Origin of the sequence: Actinomadura rubteroloni (genome assembly GCF_002911665.1) — a bacterium.
GTDB classification, from domain to species: Bacteria; Actinomycetota; Actinomycetes; order Streptosporangiales; family Streptosporangiaceae; genus Spirillospora; species Spirillospora rubteroloni.
This window is the reverse complement of the sequence record NZ_MTBP01000002.1, coordinates 1,320,632-1,339,841: the sequence shown is the minus strand read 5'-3', so window position 1 is coordinate 1,339,841 and position 19,210 is coordinate 1,320,632. Positions and strand designations below refer to the sequence as shown.

At 69.6% G+C, this 19,210-nt stretch carries 17 protein-coding genes and 1 tRNA gene; 9 read left to right on the top strand and 9 right to left on the bottom strand.

Annotated features, from left to right (window positions below; genetic code table 11):
• Nucleotides 1–186 precede the first annotated feature (186 nt).
• From BTM25_RS17810 to BTM25_RS17795, 4 genes are all read left to right on the top strand, one after another.
• Nucleotides 187–1,023, top strand: coding sequence for a M23 family metallopeptidase (locus BTM25_RS17810; RefSeq protein WP_103563987.1), 837 nt, complete (start codon nt 187–189; stop codon nt 1,021–1,023).
• Between the two features lie 56 nt (nt 1,024–1,079).
• Nucleotides 1,080–1,844, top strand: a complete 765-nt coding sequence (locus BTM25_RS17805; protein ID WP_235828459.1) for a peptidoglycan-binding domain-containing protein — start codon at nt 1,080–1,082, stop codon at nt 1,842–1,844.
• A 164-nt stretch (nt 1,845–2,008) separates the two neighbouring features.
• On the top strand, nt 2,009–2,584 hold the full coding sequence (locus tag BTM25_RS29260; protein ID WP_146059072.1) for a hypothetical protein: 576 nt from the start codon (nt 2,009–2,011) through the stop codon (nt 2,582–2,584).
• 626 nt (nt 2,585–3,210) lie between these two features.
• Entirely contained in the window at nt 3,211–4,215 is a 1,005-nt protein-coding gene (locus tag BTM25_RS17795) for a hypothetical protein (protein WP_103563984.1), read from the top strand.
• A gap of 173 nt (nt 4,216–4,388) precedes the next feature.
• Here BTM25_RS17795 and BTM25_RS29740 read toward each other — a convergent pair whose 3' ends face one another.
• The gene (locus BTM25_RS29740; RefSeq protein ID WP_168212144.1) at nt 4,389–4,535 is read right to left on the bottom strand and encodes a hypothetical protein; all 147 of its coding nucleotides are present in this window, start codon (nt 4,533–4,535) and stop codon (nt 4,389–4,391) included.
• 86 nt (nt 4,536–4,621) lie between these two features.
• On the opposite strand from BTM25_RS29740, the gene BTM25_RS17790 reads away from it, so the two are divergent.
• Entirely contained in the window at nt 4,622–4,852 is a 231-nt protein-coding gene (locus tag BTM25_RS17790) for a tyrosine-type recombinase/integrase (protein WP_168212143.1), read from the top strand.
• A gap of 63 nt (nt 4,853–4,915) precedes the next feature.
• Here the strand turns inward: BTM25_RS17790 and BTM25_RS17785 are convergent.
• A tRNA-Lys gene (locus BTM25_RS17785) sits at nt 4,916–4,988 on the bottom strand.
• Between the two features lie 451 nt (nt 4,989–5,439).
• Here BTM25_RS17785 and BTM25_RS29255 point away from each other — a divergent pair.
• Genes BTM25_RS29255 through BTM25_RS17770 form a run of 3 tightly spaced genes read left to right on the top strand, consistent with a single transcriptional unit; the run spans nt 5,440 to nt 8,206 of the window.
• The gene (locus tag BTM25_RS29255; RefSeq protein WP_146059071.1) at nt 5,440–6,333 is read left to right on the top strand and encodes a glycosyltransferase family protein; all 894 of its coding nucleotides are present in this window, start codon (nt 5,440–5,442) and stop codon (nt 6,331–6,333) included.
• The gene (locus BTM25_RS17775) at nt 6,330–7,460 is read left to right on the top strand and encodes a hypothetical protein (RefSeq protein ID WP_103563981.1); all 1,131 of its coding nucleotides are present in this window, start codon (nt 6,330–6,332) and stop codon (nt 7,458–7,460) included. Before BTM25_RS29255 ends, BTM25_RS17775 begins: the two co-directional genes overlap by 4 nt.
• Nucleotides 7,457–8,206: a TIGR04282 family arsenosugar biosynthesis glycosyltransferase gene (locus BTM25_RS17770; protein ID WP_328589651.1), complete on the top strand. Its 750-nt coding sequence runs from the start codon at nt 7,457–7,459 to the stop codon at nt 8,204–8,206. Before BTM25_RS17775 ends, BTM25_RS17770 begins: the two co-directional genes overlap by 4 nt.
• A gap of 4 nt (nt 8,207–8,210) precedes the next feature.
• Here BTM25_RS17770 and BTM25_RS17765 read toward each other — a convergent pair whose 3' ends face one another.
• Nucleotides 8,211–9,419, bottom strand: coding sequence for a hypothetical protein (locus BTM25_RS17765; protein ID WP_103563980.1), 1,209 nt, complete (start codon nt 9,417–9,419; stop codon nt 8,211–8,213).
• A gap of 80 nt (nt 9,420–9,499) precedes the next feature.
• Between BTM25_RS17765 and BTM25_RS17760 the strand changes: the two genes are divergently transcribed.
• A complete protein-coding gene (locus tag BTM25_RS17760) occupies nt 9,500–10,069 on the top strand; it encodes a hemerythrin domain-containing protein (protein ID WP_103563979.1) in 570 nt (189 codons plus the stop codon).
• 48 nt (nt 10,070–10,117) lie between these two features.
• Here the strand turns inward: BTM25_RS17760 and BTM25_RS17755 are convergent, their stop codons facing one another.
• The 6 genes from BTM25_RS17755 to qcrB all read right to left on the bottom strand — a co-directional run bounded on the left by BTM25_RS17755 (nt 10,118) and on the right by qcrB (nt 18,982).
• Nucleotides 10,118–10,546 (bottom strand): ChaB family protein, encoded by a 429-nt coding sequence (locus BTM25_RS17755; RefSeq protein WP_103563978.1) that lies wholly within the window; start codon nt 10,544–10,546, stop codon nt 10,118–10,120.
• 15 nt (nt 10,547–10,561) lie between these two features.
• Complete coding sequence (nrfD, locus tag BTM25_RS17750) at nt 10,562–11,593, bottom strand: NrfD/PsrC family molybdoenzyme membrane anchor subunit (protein ID WP_103563977.1); 1,032 nt, start codon at nt 11,591–11,593, stop codon at nt 10,562–10,564.
• Nucleotides 11,590–12,381, bottom strand: coding sequence for a 4Fe-4S dicluster domain-containing protein (locus tag BTM25_RS17745; RefSeq protein WP_103564703.1), 792 nt, complete (start codon nt 12,379–12,381; stop codon nt 11,590–11,592). Before BTM25_RS17745 ends, nrfD begins: the two co-directional genes overlap by 4 nt.
• Nucleotides 12,382–12,464: 83 nt before the next feature.
• Nucleotides 12,465–15,728 carry a formate dehydrogenase gene (gene fdh / locus BTM25_RS17740; protein WP_103563976.1) on the bottom strand — a complete coding sequence of 1,088 codons (3,264 nt, stop codon included), beginning with the start codon at nt 15,726–15,728 and terminating at the stop codon, nt 12,465–12,467.
• Nucleotides 15,729–17,390, bottom strand: coding sequence for an aa3-type cytochrome oxidase subunit I (gene ctaD / locus BTM25_RS17735; protein ID WP_103563975.1), 1,662 nt, complete (start codon nt 17,388–17,390; stop codon nt 15,729–15,731). It lies immediately after the preceding gene.
• Nucleotides 17,387–18,982, bottom strand: a complete 1,596-nt coding sequence (gene qcrB, locus BTM25_RS30000; protein WP_103563974.1) for a cytochrome bc1 complex cytochrome b subunit — start codon at nt 18,980–18,982, stop codon at nt 17,387–17,389. Before qcrB ends, ctaD begins: the two co-directional genes overlap by 4 nt.
• Between the last annotated feature and the right edge of the window lie 228 nt (nt 18,983–19,210).

The following is a 19,210-nucleotide window of genomic DNA, read 5'->3' as shown; positions in this document are numbered from 1 at the left end:
CCGCGTTGCGCGGCGCGTTTTGTGGAAGTTTCTCGTCCGGCCAGGTCAGCCGTCCTGCCGGTATGGGCTGAATACCTTTTGTTACGGCATTATTAATTCGTCCGGCTCTGCTCGCGGCGGCCCGTCCATGTGATAGTTGGGCCGATCAATGGCTGTCCGCGCGTCTCCCCTTGTGGAGGTTCAGAAATGCGACGAGTCATCCGGGCTTTCGCCGTCCTCGCGGCCGGAGTCCTGGCGTCCGCCGGCCTCGCGGCCCCGGCGGTCGCGGCACCCGACTTCCAGGTCCCGTTCACCTGTGGAACGGTCGTCACGGCGGCGACGTTCTCCGGCCACAACCCGCCCTATTCCGTCGACTTCCAAAAGGACGGCATCACGGGAATGCCGGTGCTGGCCTCGGCGGGCGGCACCGTGACCCGCGTCGCCGACGAGGGCTCCACCAGCTACGGCAAATGGATCGAACTCGACCACGGAGGCGGCTACCGGACCCGGTACGCGCACCTGTCCGCGCAGCAGGTCTCGGTGGGGCAGCAGGTGTCCCTCGGACAGCAGATCGGCAAGGCGGGCGCCACCGGCAACGTGACCGGTCCGCATCTGCACTACGAGCAGCGGCTCAACGGGACGACGCAGAAGGCCGTCCTCGACGGACGGGCCGTCCCGTACTACGGCCACACCGACTTCACCAGCCACAATGCGTGCGGCGGCAACCCGTACACCGCCGCCGAGGTGTGCGGCTCCGGTTACTCGGTCATTGATTCGTACGGTCTGACGGGCGGACGGGTCTACCTGCTGTACGCGTCGTCCACGGCACGGAACTGCGTGGTGACGCTCAAGTCGTCCAACGTCGGCACCCCGTCCGCAGTGTCGGCGCACCTCCAGGTGGAGGGCGGTACGACGGTCACCGATTCGGGCAGCTTCGCCTACTACGCGGGCCCGGTGTCGCGGGCGGCCGGCGGCCTGTGCGTGAAGTGGGGCGGATCGGTCGGATCGTCGTCGTACACCAGCCCGTTCGAGCACTGCGGCTGAGCGCCATGCGGAAACGACTAGCGGGCGTCGTCCTGCTCGCCCTCCTGGGAACGACCGTGGCTTCACCCGCCTCCGCGGCCCTGCCCTCGGTGGACATGGAGGCGGTCGTCAAAGCGGCACAGATCGACCCGCGCCGCGCCGACGACACCCTCACGCCCGGCGCAAAAGCCAGCGTGCTCCTTGTCGAACAGGCCTTGGACGCCCGGAACCTCCTGGACCCGGCCTACGTGGACGGCTACTTCGGCACGAAGACCATCGACGCCTACGCCGCCTACCAGCGATCACTCGGCTACACCGGCTTGGACGCGTCCGGCCTACCGGGCCGCACATCCCTGCGGACGCTAGGCGACGGCCGGTTCACGGTCGTCCGCGAACTGACCCCCGGCGCCCGGACGACCTACCGCGGCGCCACGGTCAACACGCGCACGAAGACGATGCTGGCCGAGGCAGAACGCCGCCTGAGCCGCGAGTTCGTGATCACCCAGGGCTCCTACAACCCCGGCGGCGACACGTCCTCGGCGGGCACGCACGACGGCGGCGGAGTCGTGGACCTCTCCGTCTCCGGAATGACCACCGCAACACGGACCACAGTGGTGCGAACGTTGCGCGAGGTCGGCTTCGCAGCCTGGCTCCGCACCCCGTCACAGGGCGATTGGGGCTACCACATCCACGCGGTGGCGATCTCCGACACCGACCAGTCCCCGCAAGCCCAGCACCAGGCGGGCGACTACTACCTCGGCCTGAACGGCCTGGCCGACCGAGCCCCCGACGACGGCCCACCCGTCCCGAAACTGACCTGGGAGGAATACCAACGCGCCTAAGGCCCGCACAGCGACGGGTGGCCGATGTCGCCACGCGGGAGCCATGTGGTGCATTATCTCTGGCTCAAGGGAAGCGTGGCCGTCTCGGGCAGCAGAAACGTCGACGTCGGGAACACCATATTCGTCAACTGGCGCGGGCCCCGCGGCGATCGCAGCGAGGAGCGATGATGAAGCGCAAGGTGATCGCGCCTGTCGCTGCCGTCGTCGCTGGGGCCTGCGTGGCGGGTGGCGGTCTCGTGAAGTACGACGACTGGCGAAATGAGCACAAGATCACCGTCGGAAACCCGGTGACGCTGACCGGAGGGACCGCCGCGGGTGGTCAGTCTTGGACGCTCCAAGCCGGCGTCGAGCGCAACCGTTTTCTCCGCCATCAGGAGAGACTCTGTCTTTCGTTGATGGCCGGTCGGCGGCAGACCGGCGGAGGGTGCGAATACGACGCCAGGCCGTCCGGGAGTTTCTGGGACTTCTCCCAGGGCCCCGGCTCGTCGTTCTTCCTCCTGGGCCCGGTCCCCGCCAACGCGACCTCGGTGCGGATCGTCTACCCGCACCGCGTCGACAGGACGGTCACGACCCGGCCGCTGCCCGCTCTGCACGGCGTTCCGACCGGACGTTACTTCGTCATCGACGCGGACCCGACCGGCTCGATCGCCGCGGACGGTGACGGAGCCGGCCGCGGCGATTGGTGGACCGTGACGCCGCTCGACTCATCCGGCCACGCGGTTCCGTTCACCGTGTTCTGATCCCGGCGTGCCACGTGTTCAAGCCTCCAGTTCGCGGCGGCGAGGGCTCGAACACGTGCGTGACGGCCGCCTGGTGATCCGTGCTGGATCGATCCGGCGGCATCATGCGTGTGCGCCGGGGGAATGCGGGGTGCGCCGTCAGGGACTTGAACCCCGAACCCGCAAATTAATTGAGGGGGATTCTGGCTCTTGGCGCCTGGTTCGGCCTAGTGATGCTCGAACGGTGTTTGTGCAGCTAAGGACCGTGATCGGCTCTCTTCTCTTCCGGTTCGGTGGAGGCCGTTGAAGCTGCGTTCTACCCCGTCGATGGGGATCTGGTGGAGGCCCAGCGGGGCGGCGAGGTGCCAGGGCTGCTCGCGCGGGAGCGGGTTGCCGGGTACGTGACTTCTTCTTGCTTCGGCATGGGGTCGCGTCGGCTCATACGCGGGTAGGCGAATCGCGTAGGGCGGGAGTGCGGGACACCGTAAGGATCACGGGCGATGTTGTCCGGGTTACGACGTTCAAGCGAATCCGGATCGGGTGGCCGAGGCCGCAGCGAGCCCAGATCGAACGCCCTGACGCCCCTGGGTGCCCTTCCGTGGGGCGACGCAGATCACCGACTTCGCGAAAGAAGAGGTACTCAGATCATGACGGAATTTCCCGGAAACGCCGAGACCGCCAGGTGGCCCCAGGAGGGGAGCGTCGAGTTCTTCGCCTACTATCACCTGGTTCCTCTTCACCAGGAGGGTCCGAGTAAATACCTCGTACTGGACGCCACCGGCATTGGCAGCAAGGTCATCGCGTTCGATATCCACGGAAACAACAACCAAATCTTCATGTTCGATCCGATGGACGATCTCGACGGCCGGGACGCGTCACCCGCGACGCGTCCCGGTGAGCCTTATCCGATGTGCATTCGCAGTATGGCCGGTAAGGACGCCTACCTGCAGAAGACGTCCGATCACGAAGTCAAGGTCGTCGCTACGAGCCCTGCCGAAGCCACTCGATGGGCGATCATTCCCAGCGAAGGCGGCCAGCGTGACCACTTCTACCTGGCCGTCTATCAAGACCAGGATCTCGTCCTGTGCCTCGACCGACTGGAGCAACACTCTGAACTGCGACTGAAGAACAAGAAGGACACCAACTACACCAAGTACATGCTGTGGTGCCGGCCAACCCTGCCGATGCCCTACCTTGAGGTCGACTGCTCGATCGGCAAGTTCGGGGAGTTGGGTGCGACATGGTGGAGGGAGGCGAAACTTTGGCCGCCGACCGGCAGGAGGCTGGCACTGCCGCAAGGCACTAAGGTCGGCGTGGTCTTCCATGAGCAGTGGCACTCCAGTTACTGGTTCCTGGGGTGGAAGTACGGTTTCAAAGGAAAGATCTGGAAGGTCCCCGGCTGGGCCTGGATTTACGATCTGTACAACTCGGGGCTGTGGGACGACGATTGCAAATGCTTCCGGGGAAAGACCGGTGGCAGGGATGTATCCGGGAAACAGGGAGGCTTTCCCCGAAAGGAAAGTATTTACCATTCTTTCCGGTATATCCCGCCTGGTGATGACCCTTCAGGAGCATTGGCGACGTCGTACACTAATGACGCCCCGACCCAGTGCAACAGCAGTATGACTCTCAACGGCTTGATTTTCTGGTAGCGCCCGGCGCTTCGCTGGTCTCGGTGGAGGAGCGCTGAAACCGGGCATGAGCGTCCTGGAGATCGGTACGGGGCACCGGTTACAACGCGGTTCTCGTCGCCGCAGCGGGACGGGTCGGTGCTGGACCTGACGTGCGGGGGCTGCCTGGGCGCGCACGCCCAGGCAGCCGTTGATCAGGTGTTGAGGACCAGGTCCAGGCCGGCGAGCTGGTCGCGCGGGAAGGTGCGTCGGGCGGTCGGTTCGGGCGCCGCACGGCCCTTTGAAGTCGGGAACAGATAGGTGATCTTCTGCCAGGCTTCGGGGTGGGCCCACCGCCACACCCGGTGATGGAAGATCGGGTCGTTCCCTAGTTCGCCGATGAGGCGGAGGGCGGCTGGGCCTGTGCGTGGATCAATCCGATTCCGTGGTGGGGGACGTGGTAAAGGCGTGCAAGAAAGCGAAGATCAAGGCCACACCCCGCCAGCTCCGCTACGCCCTGGCCACGTTCCTCGTCGGAGACGAAGTGGGCCTCAAGATGGTCCAGCTCATCCTGGCCCACAGCAAGATCGCAACGACCCTCGACATGTACACCGACGGGTCCGAGCAAGGGCGAGACGCCGCACGTGAGGCGCTGGCCCGCCGCAACAACGCGGCTTAGTCCCCCCTGGTGGGGTTTTGATGGGGCTCGAAGCCGCCCTCATGGGAGTCTGTGCAGTTCGGGTGCGCCGTCAGGGACTTGAACCCCGAACCCGCGGATTAAGAGTCCGCTGCTCTGCCAATTGAGCTAACGGCGCGTGCCGACGGGGTCGTGGTGACCGGCCTGTCGGCTGTTCCAGGGTACCAGGCGTGTCGGGGTGCTTGTGGGGGTCGGGGGGCTCGTGGGGTGCGGGGGTGGGGGATCGGGGCTGTGGGTCGGGGTTCGGGGGGTATGGGGGGCGGGTTTTATGGGGTGGCGTGTTATCGGTCGGGTGGAGGGGGGATTTGTGTTCGTGTCTTTTTGGTGGGCGGATTTTGCCCTCTTTACAGTGTGGTGGGGCGGGCTTAGCGTGGGCGGACGTTCGCTGCGGGAAAGCGTGGTGGCGCGAATTTCGGACGGTCTGCGACTGGGAGGTGCGTCATGGGGGCGGCCGTCGTGCGGGGCGCGGGCCGGGGGTGTGGGCGCGGGTCGGGGCTGCTTCGCCTAGCGGAGGGAGCAGGCCGCTGACCTCGGATGTTCCGGACCTTCCGGCTGCGCTGCGGCACATCGTGGACGAGCGCGGACGCGACACCGGCTTCGCCTTCGTCCGGGAGCCCGTGCGGTCTGAGCATCGGACCGTGTTCTGTGCGCTCGCCGCTCGGCACCGCATGGTCGGGCTCTGTAGTTGTGGTCCCTTTCCGCTTTATCATGAGGGGTTTCGGGATATCTGGGTCGATGAGCGCCGTGCCCCGGAGGACGGCTGGCGCAGTGATTTCGTTGCGGTCTGCGCGGCTTGGTGCCACTGTTTTCGGGAGCCTGGGCGGTTTCTTCCGCCGAATCGTCCGCGCCTGCTGTTCAGTAATTCGGACTTCACCGATATCGACCGGGTCCGGGCGCTGGGTGCGCCGGATGGTCCGCCGGGCAAGCGCTGGGATGTCCTGTATGTCTGCCAGCCTGGCCACCGTGCTGCGGTCGCCAAGGACTGGGAGCTGGCCAAGGCGTGCCTGCGCAGGTTGTGCGCCGAGCTGGGGTTGCGCGTTCTCGTGGTGGGACGCGCGGACGTGCCCGATCTTCCGGGGCTTGAGGTAAGCGCGCCGGTGCCGTGGGCGGATTACCTCGGTCTGGTTGCGCGGTCGCGGATGGTGCTCGTCCCGCATCGGCTCGATGCTTCGCCGCGTGCCCTGCCGGAGGCGCTGGCGCTGGACGTGCCCGTCCTCGTGCGGGCGGGCCTGCTCGGCGGGTGGAAGTACGTCGGTCCCGCCACCGGCGCCTTCTTCGAAGACGACGGCGATGTCGGCGATGCGGCGGCGCGGCTGCTCGGGCAGGACGTGGCCCCGGCGGCGTGGCTCGCCGCGCACTACGGGCGGGAGCGCGCCGAGCGGCGGCTGGCGGACTTCCTGCGCACGCTCGACGCGGACCTGCCGGACGAGCGCGTCCGCGTCGCGGGGCGGCTCGGACCATGACCACCGACCTCGGGCTCCTGCTCGCCAACCCGGCCTGCCCGGCCGGTCTGCTCGCCAAGGCCGCGCACGGCGGGCCGCGGTCGCGCACGGCCGCGGCGGCGCATCCCCGCGCCGTCCCGTGGCTTGGCGGTCTCGCCCTCGATCAGGAGCCGGGCGTCCGGACGGCCGTCGCGGGCAACCGGGCCTGCGAGCCGGGCACGCTTCGTGCGCTCGCCGAGGACACCGATCCGCTGGTCCGCGCCGCCGTCGCGGGGCGGATTCCGCCGGGGCACGCGCGGCTCGCCGGTGATCCGGTGGCGGCGGTCCGTGCGGCGGCGGCCGTGAATCCCGTGCTCTGCCTCGCACTGTTGGACGACGTGGACCGCGCCGTCCGCGACACCGCGTTGCAGCACCCCGACTACCCGCCCGAGCGGCTTACCGCAAGTCCGGACGACGACCTGTGGACAAGAGTCGTGGTCGCGTCCCATCCGGCGACGCCGTCCCCGGTCCGCGCCGTGCTGGCCGACGATCCCGCCGCCGAGGTCCGCATGGCCGTGGCCCGCAACCCCGCGACGGCCGGACCTGTGCTCGCCCTGCTCGCCGGGGATCCCGAGGCCGCCGCCACGGCGCTGCGCAACCCGGCGTTTCCGGCGGCGCGCCGCGCGCGGTGCGCGGCGGGCGCCGACCACGACCGGCGTGCCGCCATCGCCCGCAACCCCGCCTGCCAGCCACGGCTGCTCGCACTGTTCGCGGTGGACGCCGACGCGTCCGTCCGCACGGCCGCCGCCGGTCATCCCCGGACGCCCGCGCCCGCGCTGACGGCGCTCGCCGACGATCCGGACGAAGCGGTCGTCGCGGCGGCGGCCCGCAACCCCGGCGCCCCCGCCGGCCTGCTGCGCGCCCTCGCACGGCGCGGACGGCGCCGGGCCGTCGCGTGGAACCCGGCCTGCCCCGCCGCGCTGCTCGCCGACCTCGCCGGGCACGACGACGACCGCGTCCGCGAGGCCGTCGCCCGGCATCCGCGCACGGCCGCCGCGACGCGCCGGACGCTGGCCGGCGACCCGTGCCGCGCCGTCCGGGACGCCCTGGCCCTGACCTGCCCGGACCCGGCCGTCCTCACCAGGCTCGCCCGGGGGGCGGTCTGGTGATCGAGCACTCGCACCGGACGTGGCGGATCCCGCGCCCCCGCGAGGAGCCGCTGGCCCGCGCCGAGCGCACCGGGCCGCGCCGTCCGTCCCGGCTGCCCGGCGACGCGGCGGGCCTGCTGATCCTCGCCAAGAGCCCGCAGCCGGGACGCGTCAAGACCCGGCTCTGCCCGCCCTGCACGCCGGGCGAGGCGTCCGCGCTCGCCGAGGCGATGCTGGTCGACACGCTGCGCGCGGCGCGGGCGGCCCGGCCCGCGTGGGCGTGCCTGGTGCTGGACGGTCCGCCCGGCCCGTGGCTGCCCGCCGGGATGGAGGTCGTCCCGCAGCGCGGCGGCGGGCTCGGCGAGCGGCTGGAGGGCGCGTTCGCCGACGCGGGGACGCCCGCGCTGCTCATCGCCTACGACACGCCGCAGGTCACCCCGGCGCTGCTCGGCGCGTCCCTCGCCGCGCTCGCCACGGCGGACGCGGTGCTCGGCCCGGCCGACGACGGCGGCTACTGGGCGATCGGGCTGCGGCGGCACGTCCCGGGCGTGTGCGCGGGGGTGCCGATGAGCCGTGCGTCCACGCTCCTGTCGCAGCGCCGCCGTCTCACCGCGCTCGGCCTGACGGTCGCGGACCTGCCCGCGCTGCGCGACGTGGACCGCATGGACGACGCCCGCGCCGTCGCCCGTGCCGCCCCCGCCACCCGGTTCGCGACCGCGCTCGGCGAGGTGGAGCAGGCCATCGCGTCCCGCCGGACGGGTCGCTGATCGGTCAGAGCGGGATCGGTTCGCGCAGGTCCGCGACGGGGTGCGGACCCTCGGTCTGGTCGCGGTACTCGCCGCCGAACTCCTCGCGGTGCTCGTCGATGACGCGTTCGCTCGGCGGCTTGCGTCCGCCCATGACGGCGTCCTGCATCCGCTCGAACCGTTCGTGCGCCTCCTGGACGTAGCCCGCGCCGATCGTGTTGAGATCGACCTGCGTCGCGAGCAGATGACGCAGGTAGTCCTTGTTCGGCTCGAAGGTCACCGGCTTGGGCATTTCCGGCGCGACGATGCTCTCCGGATCGCGTCCGTCGTACTGCCGCAGGAGGTCGCAAGCGATCTGCAAATGCGCCAGCTCCATGTCGAGATGCAGTTCCCAGAGAGCCTTCACCTTGGGATCGGTCTCGGTCTCCATGAACGAGTGGTACAGGTAGCACTCGTTGTACTCGTGGTTGACGAGCCGTTCCCACCACGTCTCGCCGGGGTCGATGAGCGACCCGTAGTGCGTGACGTGCTCCTCCTCGATCATCGCGATCTCCTGGTAGAGCTGGCGCGCGATCGGTTCCATGTAAAGGGGGCCGGTGTTCATGTAGAAGTTCATCGTCTGTTGCTCGGACGCCACCAGCGTCAGCGCGTGCAGTTTCGAGACGAAGTCGGCGGCGTTCCGGTCGTACGGATCGCGGACGTTGTCGGCCGGGTGGCGGTGTTCGGCCAGCGTGGGACGTCCGGGCATGACCTCGGTGAGCCCGCCGGTGATCTTCTCGGCCCGGCGGTGCTCGATCATCTCGTACAGGTTGGAGTACCGGTACAGATGGTCGAAGTCCTCCAGCACGCCGAATTCGTACGCCTGCTTGAGATAGGGGTCGGGTTCCATTCGCGCGATCCAGGCGGTGAGGTCCACCGCGACCTGCTCATAGGAGATCGTCGTCTCCAGCACCGACGCCTGCTCCGGCAGCAGCCAGTTGACGGCCTTCTGCTGCTGTTGCTCGATGTACCGCACCTCGGCGAGTTTCCGCTTCACGTCCATGTCCGGGCAGAACCGCGAGAACTGGTGACTGAACAGGACGGCCTCGACCTCGATCCCGTTCATCGTGATGATCCGGCACTTGGTGTACGGGTCGGTCGTGTCCGGGTCGACCGGCTCGACGTTCAACTCCGGCCAGTTCCGCACCTGGCGGTCGAGCGGGATGCCGCGATGTTCGAGCGGATTGAAGGTCATGGTCGTCCTTTCGGGTCGGGGTCGGCCGCGCCTACCCGGATGCCCGAATGCGAACCTTCACGCGGGGTAGGGCGCCGGGCATGAAATCGACCGCAACGGAAGCGCCGGCGACCGGCGACGTCATCGACCTGCTGCGGCGGCAGCACGGCCAGATCCGGGACCTGTTCGCGCTGGTGGCCGAGCGGGAGGGGGACGAGCGCAGAACGGCGTTCGAACGGCTCGTCCGCCTGCTCGCCGTCCACGAGACGGCCGAGGAGGAGATCGTCCATCCGCTGGCGCGGCGGTCGCTGCGCGGCGGCGACGGCATCGTGGACGACCGGCTGGCCGAGGAGCGCGCGGCCAAGGAGATGCTCGCCGATCTGGACGGCATGGACGTCGGTGACCCGGCGTTCCTCCCCAAACTGGACGAGCTGCGCATCGCCGTCCTGACCCACGCCCGCGCCGAGGAACGCTACGAGTTCGACCGTCTCGGCGCCGAGTTCACCCCCGAGCAGCGCCGCTCGCTGGCGTCGGCGGTCGCGATGGCCGAGGCGACCGCGCCGACGCACCCGCACCCCGGCATCGAGAGCGCCAAGAAGAACCTGCTGCTCGGCCCGCCGACCGCGATGGTCGACCGGATCCGGGACGTCATCCGGGGCCGCGCCAAATAAGAAAGCGAACGGCCCGGTGCGGAGAACGCACCGGGCCGTTCGCGTCGTTCACTTCGAGCGGGCCTTGGCGGTCTGCCGCCGGTTGGCCTTCTCGATCGCCTTCACGAGTTCCAGCTTGCTCATGGACGAGCGTCCGGGCACGTCCAGCTTCTTCGCGATGTCGTACAGGTGCTCCTTGGACGCGTTCATGTCGACGCCCTGCGCGTCATAACGCCGCGTCGTCCGGCCGCCCGCCGACTGCGGGTCGGACGGTCCCTTCGCGCCCCCGGCCTTCGGCTGCCAATGGTCGCCGACCTTCTCGTGCGTGTGCTTCAGCGCTCCGTACGCGACGCGGTTGGCGCGCTGGCCCGCGCCGTACTCGGACACGGCCGAGTCGTGGGCCTCGGCGAACGTCCGCTGCGCCTTGTCGTCGGACCGCTGGATGGTCGAGGGCAGCTCGCTCTTCTTGACCTTGCCGTCGCGCGTCGTCATGGGCATCGGAATGCGCTCCTTTCAGTCGCTACTCTCGCCACTACCCGGCGCACGGCGGGAAAACATCCGCTCCCGCTGCGGGACGACGGTGTACTTCGGGTCGTCCGCCGACGCCACGCCGGCGTAGAACACGCCGAACCGGGTGCAGGCGGACGCGGCCAGTAGAGCCGCGCCGCTGAGGACGGCCGCCGTCCGGCTTCGTCCGCCGAGCGCGGCACCGCCGACGGCGCCGGCGACCGACAGCACCTTCGCGGCGCGCATGAGGCGGCCCGCGCGGCCCTTCCCGTACGGCTCGGCGACCATGCCGAGCCGGCGTTCCATGAGCGTCAGCGCGGTCGTCTCGACCGCCGTGCCGAGCAGCGCGGCCGTGCGGACGGGCGCGGTCTCGGCCGTCGGCGCGGCGGCGAGCGCGAGCCCGGACGCGGCCGCCACCGCCGATCCGGCGAAGACGAACGGCAGCTCGCGGTAGCCGTCGTGCCAGGCGGGGACGGCCGTGTTCGCGGCGAGGACGGCCGTGTACGTCGCGACGGCCGGGCCGAGCAGCGCCGCCGCGACGGTCGCGGACCGTCCGAGGCGCGGGAACAGGCCGGTGACGTCCAGGACGGCCGCCGCGCCCGCAGCAGGCCCATACGCACCGAGCAGCCAGGAACCGACGCTCATCGGTGAGGTCGGGCGCAGCACGCGGAGCATGTTGTAGAAGCGGGCCGGACGGCCGAGGTCGTGGATCAGCGCGGCGGCCGACCCGGCGATGGCGACGGTCGAGGAGATCTTCAGCGCGCGGGCGGCGCCGGGCCGTCCGGTGAAGTGCGCTCCAGCGGCGAGCACGGACCCGGCGCCCGCGAGCCCGCCGAGGAAGAAGTAGCCCGCGATGTCCCGGGCCTCCCAGGTGGGACGGTTGATGATCGGTTTGCCGTAGTAGGAGGTGAATTCGGCGTCCGGGACCATCGGCCGCTCGCCCCGGCGCTTCCGGCGCCGCAGGCCCGCGCCGACCAGGGCGTCCCGGCCCGGACGCACGCCCCGGACGCCCTGCTTCGTGACGTCGGACGTGCTCACCGGCGTCCTCCCGTCCGGCCGTGGGCGGCGAAGACGGCCGCGACCCCGCCGAGCAGCGCGGCGGCGGCGACCCCGGCGTGCCGCCACATCGCTGGCAGGTCGCGGGTCGTGACGACGGGGTCCGGCGGCAGGCCGTAGACCTCGGGCTCGTCCAGGAGCAGGAAGAACGCGCCGTCGCCGCCGACGCCGTCGTCCGGGTCGTCCCCGTACAGGCGCGCGTCGGCCACGCCGATGTCGTGCAGCGCCTCGACGCGGGCGGCGGCGCGCTCGCGCAGCTCGTCCAGCGGGCCGTACTGGATGGAGTCGGTGGGGCACGCTTTTGCGCACGCCGGTTCCTGTCCCGCACCGATCCGGTCGTAACAGAGCGTGCACTTCCAGACGCGGCCGTCCTCCTTGCGCTGGTCGATGACGCCGTACGGGCAGGCGGGGACGCAATATCCGCAGCCGTTGCAGACGTCCTCCTGCACGACGACCGTGCCGAACTCGGTGCGGACCAGGGCGCCGGTCGGGCAGACGTCCAGGCACGCGGCGTGCGTGCAGTGCTTGCAGACGTCCGACGCCATCAGCCAGCGCAGGTCGCCGCGCTCGCCCGCCTCGGCGTTCCCGACGGGCTTGCGCTGCTCGATGAACGCGACGTGCCGCCAGGTGTCGGCGCCGAGGCCCTGCGTGTTGTCGTAGGACATCCCGGTGAGTTCGAGGCCGTCTTCCGGAACGGCGTTCCACTCCTTGCACGCCACCTCGCACGCCTTGCAGCCGATGCACACCGAGGTGTCGGTGAAGAAGCCCATCCGGGGCGGGTGGTCGCGGTGGCCCGCGTCCCCGGCCGGATCGGGTTCGGCGCCGGCGAGCAGGTTGCGCCCGATCAGCGAGGTCATCCGCGCACCTCCATGCCCGTTTCGTCGGTGATGCCCGCGCGTTCGCGGTAGTCGGCGAGGAAGCGCGGGACGGCGGGGCCGCGCGGACGGCGTCCCGGACGGATGTCCGCGCTCAACGCCTTCACCTCCTGGATGTGCACGTTCGGATCCAGCGCGATGGATGACAGGTCGTTGGCCGAGTCGCCCGTCGTATAACCGTTCGGTCCCCAGTGGTACGGGACGCCGATCTGGTGCACGACCTTGTCCCCGATCCGCAGCGGCGTCATCCGCTCGGTGACGAGCACCTTGGCCTCCACGACGCCGCGTGCCGTGACCAGGTGCGCCCATCCGTTGTGGGCGAGGCCCCGTTCTTCGGCCAGCTCGGGCGACACCTCGCAGAAGAACGCGGGCTGGAGTTCGGCCAGATACGGGGACCAGCGCGACATTCCGCCCGCCGTGAAGTGCTCGGTGAGGCGGTAGGTCGTGATGACGTACGGGAACACGTCCGCGCCCGGCTCGTCGCCGCTCGGGTGGTAGCGGTTGCCCGGACGGGAGAACACCTGCCGGACCGGGCTGCGCTGCTGGTTCGCGTACAGCGGGTTGGGGATCGGAGAGTCCTGCGGTTCGTAGTGCGTCGGCATCGGGCCGTCCACCAGGCCTGCCGGGGCGTAGAGCCAGCCCTTGCCGTCCGCCTGCATGATGAACGGGTCGACGCCGGAGATCGCGTCCACGCCCTGCGCGTCGCGCGGCGGACGGTAGGACGGGTCCCGGTCGGGGACGAAGTCGGGGACGTCGTGGCCCGTCCATTTCTTCTTTCCCGCGTCCCACCAGACCAGGGCCTTGCGGTCGCTCCACGGCTCGCCGTCCGGCGCGGCGGACGCGCGGTTGTAGAGGATGCGGCGGTTCATCGGCCACGCCCACGCCCACTCGTGCGCCGTCCAGTCCTGCTCGGTGTGCGGCTTGCGGCGCGCGGCCTGGTTGACGCCGTCGGCATAAACGCCGCTGTAGATCCAGCAGCCGCAGGCGGTCGAACCGTCGTCCTTCAATTCCAGATAACCCGACAGCGGACGGCCGCCGACGTGCGAGCCGCTGATCTCGGCGAGGACGGCCTCGGCGTTCGGCTCCTCGATCGTGCCTTCGGTCGGGTAGTCCCAGGTGAGATCCTGGAGCGGCCTGTCCCGTGGATCGGTGGATTCCGCGAGGCGTTCGCGGAGCCTTCGGCCCAGGTGGTAGATGAACCACAGGTCGCTGCGCGCGTCGCCCCTCGGCTCGACGGCCTGGAAATGCCACTGGAGCCAGCGGTTGGTGTTGGTGAACGAGCCCGCCTTCTCGGTGTGGGCGGCGGCCGGGAAGAAGAACACCTCGGTCCCGATGTCCTCGGTGCGCAGTTCCCCGGTCTCGATCTCGGGGCCGTCCTTCCACCAGGTCGCGGACTCGATGAGCGAGAAATCGCGGACGACGAGCCAGTCGAGGTTCGCCATCGCCGTCCGCTGCATCCGCCCGTTCGCCGACCCGACCGCCGGGTTCTCGCCGAGCAGGAAATAGCCCTTGCAGACGCCGTCGAGCTGCGCCATGACCGTCTCGTAGGTGCTGTGCGAGCCGGTCAGGCGCGGGATGTGGCCGAAGAGGTAGTCGTTCTCCGCGGTGGCGTTCTCCCCGAAATACGCTTTGAGCAGGCTCACCACGTAGGCGCGCATGTTCGCCCAGTAGCCGTGCTCGGTCTTGGTGGCCTGGACGAAATCGTCCAGCGTCTCGTGGGAATGGGCGTGCGGCATCGGGATGTAGCCGGGCAGCAGGTTGAACAGCGTCGGGATGTCGCTGGACCCCTGGATCGAGGCGTGCCCCCGCAGCGCCTGGATCCCGCCGCCCGGACGGCCGATGTTGCCGAGCAGGAGTTGCAGCACGGACGCCGCGCGGATGAACTGCGCGCCGGTGCTGTGCTGCGTCCAGCCGACGGCGTAGACGAAAGCGCTCGTCCGGTCGCGTCCGGAGTTCTCGACCAGCGCCCGGCACACGTCGAGGAACGTCTCGCGCGGGATGCCGCAGGTCTTCTCCACCATTTCCGGCGTGTACCGGGCGTAATGGCGCTTGAGGATCTGGAAGACGCAGCGCGGGTGCTCCAACGACGGGTCGCGGCGCGGTTCCCCGGTGATTCCCGCGCCGCCCGATCCGTGCGACTCCGCGGTGCCCGCCGGGGCGGCGGGGCCGCCGCGCCGGACGCGTTCCCGGTACAGCTCGTCGCGCTCCCCGGACGCCGCCTGCACCTGGCCGCCCTCGTACTGCCAGGTCGTCAGGTCGTAATGGCGCTTCTCCTCGTCCAGGCCGGAGAAGACGCCGTCCAGGTCCTCGGTGTCGCGGAACTCCTCGCCGACGATCGTGCTCGCGTTGGTGTACTCCAACACGTATTCGCGGAAGTCCGCGCCGTTCTGCAGGACGTGGTTGATGATGCCGCCGAGGAACGCGATGTCGGTGCCCGCGCGCAGGGGGACGTGCAGGTCGGCGAGGGCGCTCGTCCGCGTGAACCGGGGATCGACGTGGATGACCTTCGCGCCGCGCGCCTTGGCCTCCATCACCCACTGGAAGCCGACCGGATGGCACTCGGCGAAATTCGAGCCCTCGATGACGATGCAGTCGGAGTTCTGGAGGTCCTGCATGAACGTCGTCGCGCCGCCGCGCCCGAACGACGTCCCGAGCCCCGCGACGGTCGAACTGTGGCAGACCCGCGCCTGGTTCTCGATCTGGACGATCCCGAGCGCGGTGAACAGCTTCTTGATGAGGTAGTTCTCTTCGTTGTCCAGCGTCGCGCCACCGAGGCTGGCGATGCCGAGCGTGCGGTTCACGGCCGTGCCGTCGACCTCGTCCTGCCAGCCTTCGCGGCGCGTTCTCAGGACGCGGTCGACGACCATGTCCAGGGCCGTGTCCAGGTCCAGCCGCTCCCATTCCGTCCCGTGCGGACGGCGGTAGAGGACTTCGTGGCGGCGGGCGTCCCCGGTCGTCAACTGAAGCGTCGCCGCGCCTTTCGGGCACAGCCGGCCCCGGCTCACCGGGGAGTCGGGGTCGCCTTCGATCTGGACGACCCGGTCGTCCTTCACATAGACGTTCTGCGCGCAGCCGACCGCGCAATAGGGGCAGACGGACTTCACGACCTTGTCGGCCGTGTCGGTTCGCGGCGCGAGGTTCTTCGTCGCCGGGGACATCGCAGCGGCGCCCCGGCCGAGCGGGTCGTCCCCGGTGATCTGCCGGTAGACCGGCCAGTCCCGGATCCATGTGCGCACACCCATTCAGTGACCTTTCTTGTCCGGTGCGTACTGCGGCCAGTGCAGGTCGAACGCCGGACGGACGGAGCGGATCCGGGGCAGTTCGGTGAAGTTGTGCCGGGGCGGCGGGCACGTCGTCGCCCATTCCAGGGAGCCGCCGGTGCCCCACGGGTCGTCCACGCCGACCTTTCCGGACCTGCGGTGGGTGATGAGGACGTTCCACAGGAACGCGAACGTGGAGGCGCCGAGCACGAACGAGCCGACGGACGAGATGAGGTTCAGCGTCGTGAACTGGTCGGCGTAGTCCGCGTACCGGCGCGGCATCCCCTCGGCGCCGAGCCAGTGCTGCACGAGGAACGTCGTGTGGAAGCCGGCGAACAGGGTCCAGAAGTGGATCCGCCCCCAGGTGTTGTTCAGCTTCTTCCCGGTCATCTTCGGCCACCAGAAGTAGAAGCCGCCGAACATCGCGAACACGACCGTCCCGAACAGGACGTAGTGGAAGTGCGCGACGACGAAGTAGGAGTCGGTGACCTGGAAGTCCAGCGGGGGAGAGGCGAGGATCACGCCGGTCAGCCCGCCGAACAGGAACGTCACGAGGAACCCGACGGCGAACAGCATCGGCGGCTCGAAGGTGAGCTGGCCCCGCCACATCGTCCCGACCCAGTTGAAGAACTTGATGCCGGTCGGGATCGCGATGAGGAAGGACATGAACGAGAAGAAGGGCAGCACGACGCGTCCGGTGGCGAACATGTGGTGCGCCCACACCGTCAACGACAGGCCGGTGATGGAGATGGTCGCCATCACCATGCCGATGTAGCCGAACAGCGGTTTCCGGGAGAACACCGGGATGATCTCGGTGACGATCCCGAAGAACGGCAGCGCGACGATGTAGACCTCGGGGTGGCCGAAGAACCAGAACAGGTGCTGCCACATCAGCGCGCCGCCGTGGCTCGCGTCGTAGACGTGCATCCCGAGCCGCCGGTCGCCCTCCAGCGCGAGCAGCGCGGCCGTCAGCACCGGGAAGGCGATCATCGCCATCAGGCTGGTGAGCAGCGTGTTCCACGTGAAGATCGGCATCCGGAACATCGTCATGCCGGGGGCGCGCAGCACCGCGATCGTCGTCGTGAGATTGACGGCCGTGAGCGTCGTGCTGAGGCCCGAGAGGACTAGTCCCATCGCCCACAAATCGCCGCCGTGGCCGGGCGAATACGTCACGTCGGAGAGGGGCGTGTAGGCGAACCAGCCGAACGCGGCCGGGCCGTTCGGGGTGAAGAAGCCGCCCAGCACCATCAGCGCGCCGAACAGGTAGAGGTAATAGCTGACGGCGTTGAGCCGGGGGAAGGCGACGTCCGGGGCGCCGATCTGGAGCGGCACCAGCACGTTCGCGAAACCGGAGAACAACGGCGTCGCGAACAGCAGCAGCATGATCGTGCCGTGCATCGTGAAAAGCTGGTTGTACTCCTGGTTCGAGACGATCTGGAGCCCGGGCTTCAGCAGTTCCGCGCGCATGAACATCGCCATCACGCCCGCGATGAGGAACATGGTGAACGACGTCGTCAGATACAGGTAGCCGACGACCTTGTGGTCGGTCGTGGCGAGAACGTCACCGATCCGCGTGCCCATGCGGTGGCGGGCGAGGGCCTCTTCGGCGGTGGTGTCGGGCCTCGGGTCGTCGATCGCGGTCATGATCCGTCCGTCCGCCCGTCGTGGTCGCCCTGGCCGCCGCCGGAGACCTCGCTGTTGTAGTCCAGGTAGAAGCGGTTGGCGCGGGTGCGGAGCTGCGCCCTGATCCGGCCGGGCGTCGGCAGCGGGACGAGGTGGTGCGGGCGCTCGGCGACCAGTTCGCGCGGCTGCCGGACGCCCGTCAGCGCCCGTTCGGCGGGCGACGCCGGTTCATGCTGTTCGTGGTAGCCGCCGCGCGGGCTGACCCAGACGCGTCCGCTCTCGACGCCCGACCGCGCGATCTCGGCGTCCCGGCGCTGGAGGCTCAGGCAGATCCGCCGGGTGACGACGAACGCGAGCGCGGGGAACACGAAGAAGCCGCAGCGGAAGAACCACGTCGTGTCCTCCAGCGGGATGCCGAACGTGTACGCGAGGACGTCGTTGCCGCCCGCCGCCCACAGGTTGCCGTACCAGGCGATCACGGCCGCGCCGATGGCCGTCCGGGTCGCGGCGTTGCGCGGACGGTCCAGCAGGTGGTGGTAGCGCCCGTCGCCCGTCGCCCAGCGCTCGAAGAACGGGTACAGCGCGATGAGTGTCAGGAACACGCCGGGCAGCACGACGGCCGGTACGAAGATGTTCCACGAGATCGTGTGGCCCCACAGGGTCGTGCTCAGCCGCGGGGTGATGCGCAGCGCGCCCTCCAGGAACCCGACGTACCAGTCGGGCTGCGCGGCGGTGGAGTCCTGGCTCGGGTCGTACGGCCCGTACAGCCACACCGGGTTGATCTGGAACAGCGTCGCGAGCAGCGCGAGGACCCCGAACGTGAACAGGAAGTAGGCGGCGCTCTGCGCGGCGAAGTGCGGGAACGTCGGCTCGCCGTCCACCTTGCCCTCGACGCGGCCCTCGCCGGGCCACTGCGTGTGCGTCTGGTGCCAGAGGATCATCAGGTGCGCGGTGACCAGCGCGAGGATCAGGCCCGGGACGAGCAGGATGTGCAGCGCGAACAGGCGCGGGATGATGTCCTCGCCGGGGAACTGGCCGCCGAAGACGAAGAACGCCAGGTACGTCCCGACGACCGGGATGGACAGGACGATGCCGTCCATCGTCCGCAGGCCCGTCCCCGAAAGCAGGTCGTCGGGCAGCGAGTAGCCCGCGAAGCCCTCCGCGAGCGCCAGCGTGAACAGCGTGACGCCGATCAGCCAGTTGATCTCGCGCGGCTTGCGGAACGCGCCGGTGAAGAAGATCCGCAGCAGGTGCGCGCAGATCGCCGCGACGAACACCACCGCCGCCCAGTGGTGGATCTGGCGCATGAGCAACCCGCCGCGCACGTCGAACGAGACGTGCAGCGTGGACGCGTACGCCTCGCTCATCGTGATGCCGCGCAGCGCCGTGTACGAGCCGTCGTAGACGACCTGGGCGTTCGTCGGCTTGAAGAAGAAGGTGAGGAACGTTCCGGTCAGCAGCAGGACCACGAACGAGTAGAGGGCGATCTCGCCGAGCAGGAACGACCAGTGCTTGGGGAAGACCTTGCGGAGGTTGGTCGCGGCGAAGCGGGCCGCGCCGAGGCGGTCGTCCAGCGCCCGCGCCGTCCCGGCCGCGAGCCGTCCGCCGCTCACCGCCGCGCCACCGCGCGGGGAACGCCTGCGGGCATTCCGGTCTCCTTCCCTCGCCCCGGGGACGCGGACCCTCTCACCCGCTGCTCCGCGCCGAAACACACCGCCCGGCCGATGCGGGCCGTTCGAGGGGTGAATTCCCAGCTCAGAGGCCGTCAACCGGCTGCCGGGCCAAAGATCGTCCAGGGCCCGGGCGGGTCGCCGTTAGTCCGCTCGCGGCCGGGTAGGGGC